The organism is Brevundimonas sp. (assembly GCF_024711105.1).
Classification (GTDB): Bacteria; Pseudomonadota; Alphaproteobacteria; order Caulobacterales; family Caulobacteraceae; genus Brevundimonas.
Map to the genome: position 1 here is coordinate 1 of NZ_JANJTL010000114.1, position 6,560 is coordinate 6,560.

Consider the following 6,560-nt stretch of genomic DNA (forward strand, 5'->3'; position numbering starts at 1 on the left):
CCTCCTCGGCGTCGTGGGTGACGATCAGAACCGCCGCGTTCGACGCCCGGAGCGCCGCCAGCGTCGCCTCGCGCACCTCGGCCTTCAGGTGGCTGTCGAGCCCCGAGAAGGGCTCGTCGAGCAGGACCGCCCGGGGCTCTCGCGCCAGGGCCCGGACCAGGGCCACCCGCTGTTGCTCGCCGCCGGACAGTTCGCCGGGCCAGGCCTCGGCGCGCGCCGCCAGCTTGACCCGCTCGAGCAGGGCCAGCGCGCGGGACCGGCGTTCATTCGCCGGCCGCTCGTTCAGGCCGAAGGCGACATTGGCGGCCACGCGCAGGTGCGGGAACAGGGCGTAGTCCTGGAACACCATGCCGACGCCGCGGGCCTCCGGCGGCCGGCGGGTGATGTCCTGGCCCTCGGCGGTGACGACCCCGGCGTCGGGCGTCTCCAGCCCGGCGATCAGCCGAAGCAGGGTGCTCTTGCCGCAGCCAGACGGGCCCAGCAGGCAGGTGATCCGCCCGGCCTCGAGCGTCAGGTCGGCGGCCTGGACCGCCGGCTTGCCGCCGTAGGACTTCGCAAGGCCCCTGGCCTCGATCACGCTCATGCCGCCGCTCCCGGACGCGATGTCGAGACCCGCCGCGTCAGCCATATCACCGCCGGGAGCGCCACCAGCACGATGAACAGCCCGGGCCAGGCCGCTTCGCCCAGCCGCTCGTCCTTGGCGTAGAAGTCGGCCATCACCGCCAGGGTGTCGAAACCGAAAGGCCTGAGGATCACCGTCGCCGGCAGTTCCTTCATGACGTCCACGAACACCAGGAGCGCCGCCGTGAAGAGGGCCCCCGAGGCGATGGGAAGCTCGACCCTGCGGGCGGCGCCGGCCTCGGTCTCACCCAGCGAACGGGCGGCGCCGCGCATCGACTTGCCGACACGCTCGAGCCCGGAGTCGATCGGCTCCAGCGCCGCGGCCATCAGGCGCGCGGCATAGGCCAGGATCAGCAGGGTCACGCCCATGATCACGCTCGACACCGTCTCGGGCCAGACCCGCCAGATCACCGCGGCGGGCGCCAGGAGGCCGACCGCCATTACCGCGCCGGGCGTGGCATAGCCCAGGCTGACCAGCCGCGACACGCTCTTGAAGCCACGGGCGCCGAAGGCGATGGCGGTCGCCAGGCCCGTTGTCACGGCGGCGGCGATGAGGCCAAGAAGCAACGAGTTGCGGCCCGACGCGATCAGTCGCGCGGTCTCATGCTCGGCGCCCCAGCCCTTGGCGAGTAGCCAGCCGAGCGGGAGCAGCAGTCCGAGCATCACGAGCATGAGGCAGAAGAGGACGGCCCCCAGCGCCTTGGCGCCCTTAAGATGCACCGGCTCCAGCGTACGCCAGCGGGCCAGACCGCCCTCGGCGGCGGCCCGGCGGCTGGAACGTTCGATCAGCAGCAGCACCGCCGCCGCGCCCAGCAACGGCAGGGCCAGCCGCGCGGCCTCGGCCGTGGATCCAAACACCGACCAGGCCCGCACCACGCCCGTCGTCAGGGTCTGCACCGCCAGGAAGGAGGTCGCGCCATAGTCCGCCAGGGTCTCCATGACCGCCAGCGCCATCCCGGCCGCCAGAGCGGGCCGCGCCATCGGCAGGGTGGCGGCCAGGAAGGCCTGGCCCCGGCTGCGGCCGAGCGACCGCGCCGCCTCGACCAGGCTCGTCGACTGGTTCAGCAGCGCCGCGCGCATGGTCAGGTAGACGTAAGGGTAGAAGGCGAGCGACAGCACGAGGGCCGCGCCGAAGATCGAGCGCATCTCGAACGGCGGATCCCAGCCGAAGGCCGCGCGCCACGCCGTGCGGATCGGGCCCGCCACGTCGAACAGGTCCGCATAGCCGTAGGCCAGCACGAAGGCCGGCGCGGCCAGCGGCGTGACCAGCGCCCAGGAGAACAGGCGCTTGCCCGGAAAGTCGTGCATGGCGACCACCCAGGCCGCCGTGGCGCCGAGCAGGCCCGCGCCGACGGCGACCATCACCGCCAGGGCGGCCGACGTTCCGGCGTAGCGGGCGAAGGTCGAGCCCGTCAGGCTGTCGGCCAGCGGGCCGGTCGCGGTGACCAGCACCGCGATCAGGGGCGCGCATGCGATCGCGGCCGCTGCGAGAGCGGCCGCGCGCAAGGGGGTGAAGGACTGGGTGAGGCCTAGCGCCAACCGGCCTGCTCGAAGATGCGCTGGGCCTGCGCCTGGCGCGCCGCATAGGCCGGAAGGGGCAGGGGATCGGCGGCCTGGCCGGCGTAGCGGGCCACGTCTGCCGGCAGTTCGGTCCCCTCGACGGTCGGGAACTCGTTCGTCTCGTTGGCGAAGATCGCCTGCGACTCCGGACCGGTCAAGAATTCCAGGAAGCGGATGGCGTTCTCGCGGTTCGGGGCGTGCGCCGTCAGGCCCGCGCCCGACAGGTTGAAGTGCGCGCCCTGGCCGCCAATGCTCGGGAAGCTCAGCGCCACCCGGCTGGTCAGGTCCTGGTCGGCGGCGTCATCCGACTCCGCCAGGCGCAGGAAATAATAGTGGTTGGTGACGGCCACTTCGCACTGGCCGGCGCCGACTGCGCGGATCTGCTCGACATCGGCGCCCTGGGGCGGGCGGGCCATGTTGGCGACGACGCCGCGCGCCCATTCCAGCGCACGTTCCTCACCCCAGCGCTCGATCAGCGCCGAGAGCAGGCTGAGGTTGTAGCTATTGTCCGACGACCGCACGCACAGCCTGCCGCGGAAGCGGGGCGACGCCAGCTCCTCGTAGGTGTCGACCTCCTCCGGCCGCACGCGGGCGGTATCATAGGCCACGACGCGGGCGCGGCGGGCGATGGCGAACCAGCGGCCCTGCGGGTCGCGCAGGTGCTCGGGCACGCGCTCATCGATCACCTCGTCCTCGAAGGCCACGATCAGGCCCGCCTCGGCCGCGCGGCCCATGGCGCCGGCGTCCTGGATGACCACGACATCGGCGGGGCTGCCTTCGCCCTCGGCGCGCAGGCGCTCGATGAGCTGGTCGGCCGGAAGCTCGATCTTGCGCACCCGGATGCCGGTGGCCTCGGTGAAGGCCTCGTAGATGCGCTCGTCCGAAGCATAGTGGCGCGCCGTGTAGAGGTTCACGACGCCCGCGTCTCCTGTCGCGGCCTCGCCGCCGACGGTCTCCGCCTGCTGCTGGCAGGCGCTCGCGAAGAAGGCTGCGCCGAGGGCGGCGGCGATGGCGAGGCGACGGATCATCGGGAGGCTCCGTGGAAGCGGGACAGCGCGCCCCTGTCGCACATCTGCGAATGTCTCGCAACAAGCTCGACCCTGCCTAGCAAGGCCGGTCATTTTTCCGCCGGAGACGGCGGGGAAAGCTTCCTGCTAAGAGAGGGTTGATGACGCCGGCCAGCTTCCGAGTCGAGAAGGGGAAACGCGATCGCCTGGTCCTCGTCATGGCCGGCGACTGGACGGCGCGGACGCTTGGACGCGTCCCCCGCCGCCTGGCTTCGGCCCTGAAGGGCCAAAGCCTGGACGCCTTCGAGATTTCGAATCTCGGCAGGTTCGACACGACCGGCGCGCTTGCGGTTATCCAGGCCAACGGCGGCAAGGCGCCGCGCGCGGGCTGGGAAGACCGGCCGGAGGCCGGGCGAATCCTCGATCTCGTTGAGGAACTGGAGCGTCACGCGGTCCCGGCTCCGCCCCAACCCGATCCGGTCACCCGCACCTTCGTGCGCATCGGACATGGGGTCTACGACTTCATCGCCGAGGCCTGGCTCTCCTTCGCCTTCCTCGGAGAGCTCCTGGCTGCGGTGGGCCGGACGCTGGCGAACCCGCGCGGCATCCGGTGGCCCGCGCTGGTCAGCCAGGTGGAGCGCTCCGGCCTGGACGCGATCCCGATCATCATCGTGACGAACTTCTTCATCGGCGCGGTGGTGGCCTACATCGGCGTCGACCTGCTGACTCAGTTCGGGGCCTCGATCTTCGCGGTCCAATTGATCGGCGTGGCCGTCTTCCGCGAATTCGCCGTCGTCATCACCGCAGTGCTGCTGGCCGGTCGTTCGGCCTCGGCCTTCGCCGCGGAGATCGGTTCGATGAAGATGAACCAGGAGATCGACGCCATGCGGGTCATGGGAGTCGACCCTTTCCAGGCCCTGGTCATCCCCCGCCTGACAGCTCTTTTGATCATGCTCCCCCTGCTCACCTTCCTGGCCATGTGCGGCGGACTGCTGGGCGGGATCGTCGTGGCCTGGAGCCAGCTCGATCTCGGCCCGGCCTTCTTCCTGCAACGGCTGTCCGAAGACGCCTACATGCCCAAGCACATGCTGGTCGGCCTGGTGAAGGCGCCCGTCTTCGCCCTGGTGGTGGCGGCCATCGGCTGTCGCCAGGGCATGGCGGTGGGCGGCGACGTCGAGTCCCTCGGTCGCCGGGTGACCGGGGCGGTGGTGCAGGCGATCTTCGCGATCATCGCGCTGGACGCCCTGTTCGCCATGCTCTTCCTGGAGATCGGCCTGTGAGCGCTGCGATCGAGGTCGTGGACCTGACCAACGCCTTTGGCGAGCGGGTCATCCACCAGCATCTGGACCTGCGCGTGGAGTCCGGAGAGGTGCTGGGCGTGGTCGGCGGCTCGGGCACGGGCAAGACCGTGCTGCTGAACTCCATTCTCGGGCTCAAGCATCCGGAGGACGGGGTGATCCGGGTGTTCGGCGAGGACACCGGGCCCATGAGCCGCGACAAGCGCGACGAACTCGAGAAGCGCTGGGGCGTTCTGTTCCAGCAGGGGGCCCTGTTCTCGTCGCTTACGGTGCTGGAGAACGTGGCCTCGCCGCTCGTGGAGCATACGCGTCTGCCGTCCGACACCATCCGCGAGATCGCCGAACTCAAGATCGCCATGGTCGGGCTGGGGCCGGAGTCCCACCACCTCAAGCCGGCGGAGCTGTCCGGAGGGATGCGCAAGCGCGTGGGACTGGCCCGCGCCCTCGCTCTCGATCCCGAGCTCCTTTTCCTCGACGAGCCGACCGCGGGCCTCGACCCGATCGGGGCGGCGGCCTTCGATGAGCTGATCGCCCAGCTGCAGAAGAACCTGGATCTGACCGTCTTCATGATCACCCACGATCTGGACAGCCTCTACGCCATCTGCGACCGAGTGGCCGTGCTGGCCGACAAGAAGGTGGTCGAGGTGGCTCCGCCCCGCGAACTCGAAAAGTCGAACCACCCCTGGATCCGGAACTACTTCCTGGGTCCCCGGGGCCGCGCCGCGCGCGCCGCCATGGAGCCGGCCTGATGGAACGCAACGCCCACTACGCGGCCGTCGGGCTCGCGACCGTCACCATTCTGGTGCTGTTGGCCGTCTTCGTCGTCTGGCTGGCCCGATTCCAGTTCAACGAGGAGTACGACGTCTACGACGTGCTGTTCACGGATCCGGTGCGCGGCCTGTCGGTCGGCGGAGAGGTGCACTTCAATGGTATCCGGGTGGGCGAGGTCACCGACCTCACGCTCGATCGCGAGACGGGCAACCAGGTCATCGCCCGCATCCGTCTGGACGAAGGCATTCCCATCCGCACGGGCTCGCGCGCGCAGCTGGAGCCGCTCGGCATCACGGGCGTGAACTACATTCAACTCACGCCCGGCACCCCCGGTGAGCCCCTGCTGAAGGACCAGTTCCCGGACGGTGTCACGCCGGTGATTCAGAGCCAGCGCAGCCCGATAGCGGAGCTGCTGCAGGGCTCCGGCACGGTGCTGGCCCAGGCCGTGGACGCCCTGAACCGCATCAACCGGGTCCTGTCGGACGACAACATCCGCTCCTTCTCCACCACCCTGGCCAATGTGGAGTCCATTTCGACGGAGCTCGAAGCCCGCCGCGAGATCCTGCAGGAGCTGGAGCTGGCGGTCAGCAACGCCAACGCCGCCATCCTGGAATATCAGGCCCTGGCCGCCAGCACGCGCCAACTCGTCGAAGGGGACGGGGCGGCCGCCATCGCCCACATCGAGCGCGCGGCCTCCGAGGCCGAGCAGGCCGCCCGCGACGTCCGCAACATGACCGGCCAGCTTCAGGGGCCCGTGGGTGAATTCGCCGACACCGGACTGCCTCAGCTGTCCAACGCCATAGGTCAGCTGGAGGAGGCCACCGCCACGCTCAACGACCTGATCGAAGAGGTGAACCGCAGTCCGCGCGATTTCATCTCGCGGCCGCCGTCGCAGGAACTGGAGATCGAGCAATGATCCGCCGCGCCCTCGCCGTCACGCTGGTCGGCGTGCTCGCCTCGGCCTGCGCCCTGCTGAGCTCACCCGACCCCGTCCAGCTTTATCGCTTCGGGGCGATGGACCCCCCCGCTACGGCGGCGGCTGAGGACCGGGTCGCCGTCGTGCTCGCCCCGATCGAGTTCCCGGCCGGGGCAGAGGATGACCGCATCCTCACCACCTCGGGCGGCCAGGTGGCCTATCTGGCGGGCGCGCGCTGGATCAGTCCCGCCGACGATCTGTACGCCGCATCGCTCGAGGCGGCCTTCCTGAACCAGGCGCGCCGCGTGCGACTGGCCGACCGGCGCGAGCTGCCGAGCGCGGACGTCACGCTCGACCTCGATATCCTCAGCTTCGAGGCGCGGTATC

General features: G+C 70.2%; 7 protein-coding genes. 4 read left to right on the forward strand and 3 right to left on the reverse strand.

From position 1 onward, the window contains the following. From Q0M60_RS08525 to Q0M60_RS08535, 3 genes are all read right to left on the reverse strand, one after another. A partial coding sequence (locus Q0M60_RS08525) for an ABC transporter ATP-binding protein (protein WP_296818261.1) occupies positions 1-583 on the reverse strand: 583 nt, incomplete at its 3' end. Continuing rightward, the gene (locus Q0M60_RS08530; RefSeq protein ID WP_296818263.1) at positions 580-2,160 is read right to left on the reverse strand and encodes an iron ABC transporter permease; all 1,581 of its coding nucleotides are present in this window, start codon (positions 2,158-2,160) and stop codon (positions 580-582) included. The genes Q0M60_RS08525 and Q0M60_RS08530, both read right to left, overlap by 4 nt. Further along, entirely contained in the window at positions 2,151-3,209 is a 1,059-nt protein-coding gene (locus Q0M60_RS08535; RefSeq protein WP_296818265.1) for an extracellular solute-binding protein, read from the reverse strand. The genes Q0M60_RS08530 and Q0M60_RS08535 overlap by 10 nt, the downstream gene beginning before the upstream one ends. A 140-nt stretch (positions 3,210-3,349) precedes the next feature. Between Q0M60_RS08535 and Q0M60_RS08540 the strand changes: the two genes are divergently transcribed. From Q0M60_RS08540 to Q0M60_RS08555, 4 genes are all read left to right on the forward strand, one after another. Then, positions 3,350-4,468, forward strand: a complete 1,119-nt coding sequence (locus Q0M60_RS08540; RefSeq protein ID WP_296818267.1) for an ABC transporter permease — start codon at positions 3,350-3,352, stop codon at positions 4,466-4,468. Continuing rightward, positions 4,465-5,235: an ABC transporter ATP-binding protein gene (locus tag Q0M60_RS08545; protein ID WP_296818269.1), complete on the forward strand. Its 771-nt coding sequence runs from the start codon at positions 4,465-4,467 to the stop codon at positions 5,233-5,235. Before Q0M60_RS08540 ends, Q0M60_RS08545 begins: the two co-directional genes overlap by 4 nt. After that, on the forward strand, positions 5,235-6,173 hold the full coding sequence (locus Q0M60_RS08550) for an MlaD family protein (RefSeq protein ID WP_296818271.1): 939 nt from the start codon (positions 5,235-5,237) through the stop codon (positions 6,171-6,173). Before Q0M60_RS08545 ends, Q0M60_RS08550 begins: the two co-directional genes overlap by 1 nt. After that, positions 6,170-6,560: ABC-type transport auxiliary lipoprotein family protein (locus Q0M60_RS08555; protein ID WP_296818272.1), on the forward strand; the 391-nt coding region annotated here is incomplete at its 3' end. The genes Q0M60_RS08550 and Q0M60_RS08555, both read left to right, overlap by 4 nt.

Coding starts and splice junctions, on each gene's coding strand:
- Q0M60_RS08535 (WP_296818265.1), bottom strand. CDS start 3,209: ATGATCCGTCGCCTCGCCATCGCCGCCGCCCTCGGCGCAGCCTTCTTC.
- Q0M60_RS08540 (WP_296818267.1), top strand. CDS start 3,350: ATGACGCCGGCCAGCTTCCGAGTCGAGAAGGGGAAACGCGATCGCCTG.
- Q0M60_RS08550 (WP_296818271.1), top strand. CDS start 5,235: ATGGAACGCAACGCCCACTACGCGGCCGTCGGGCTCGCGACCGTCACC.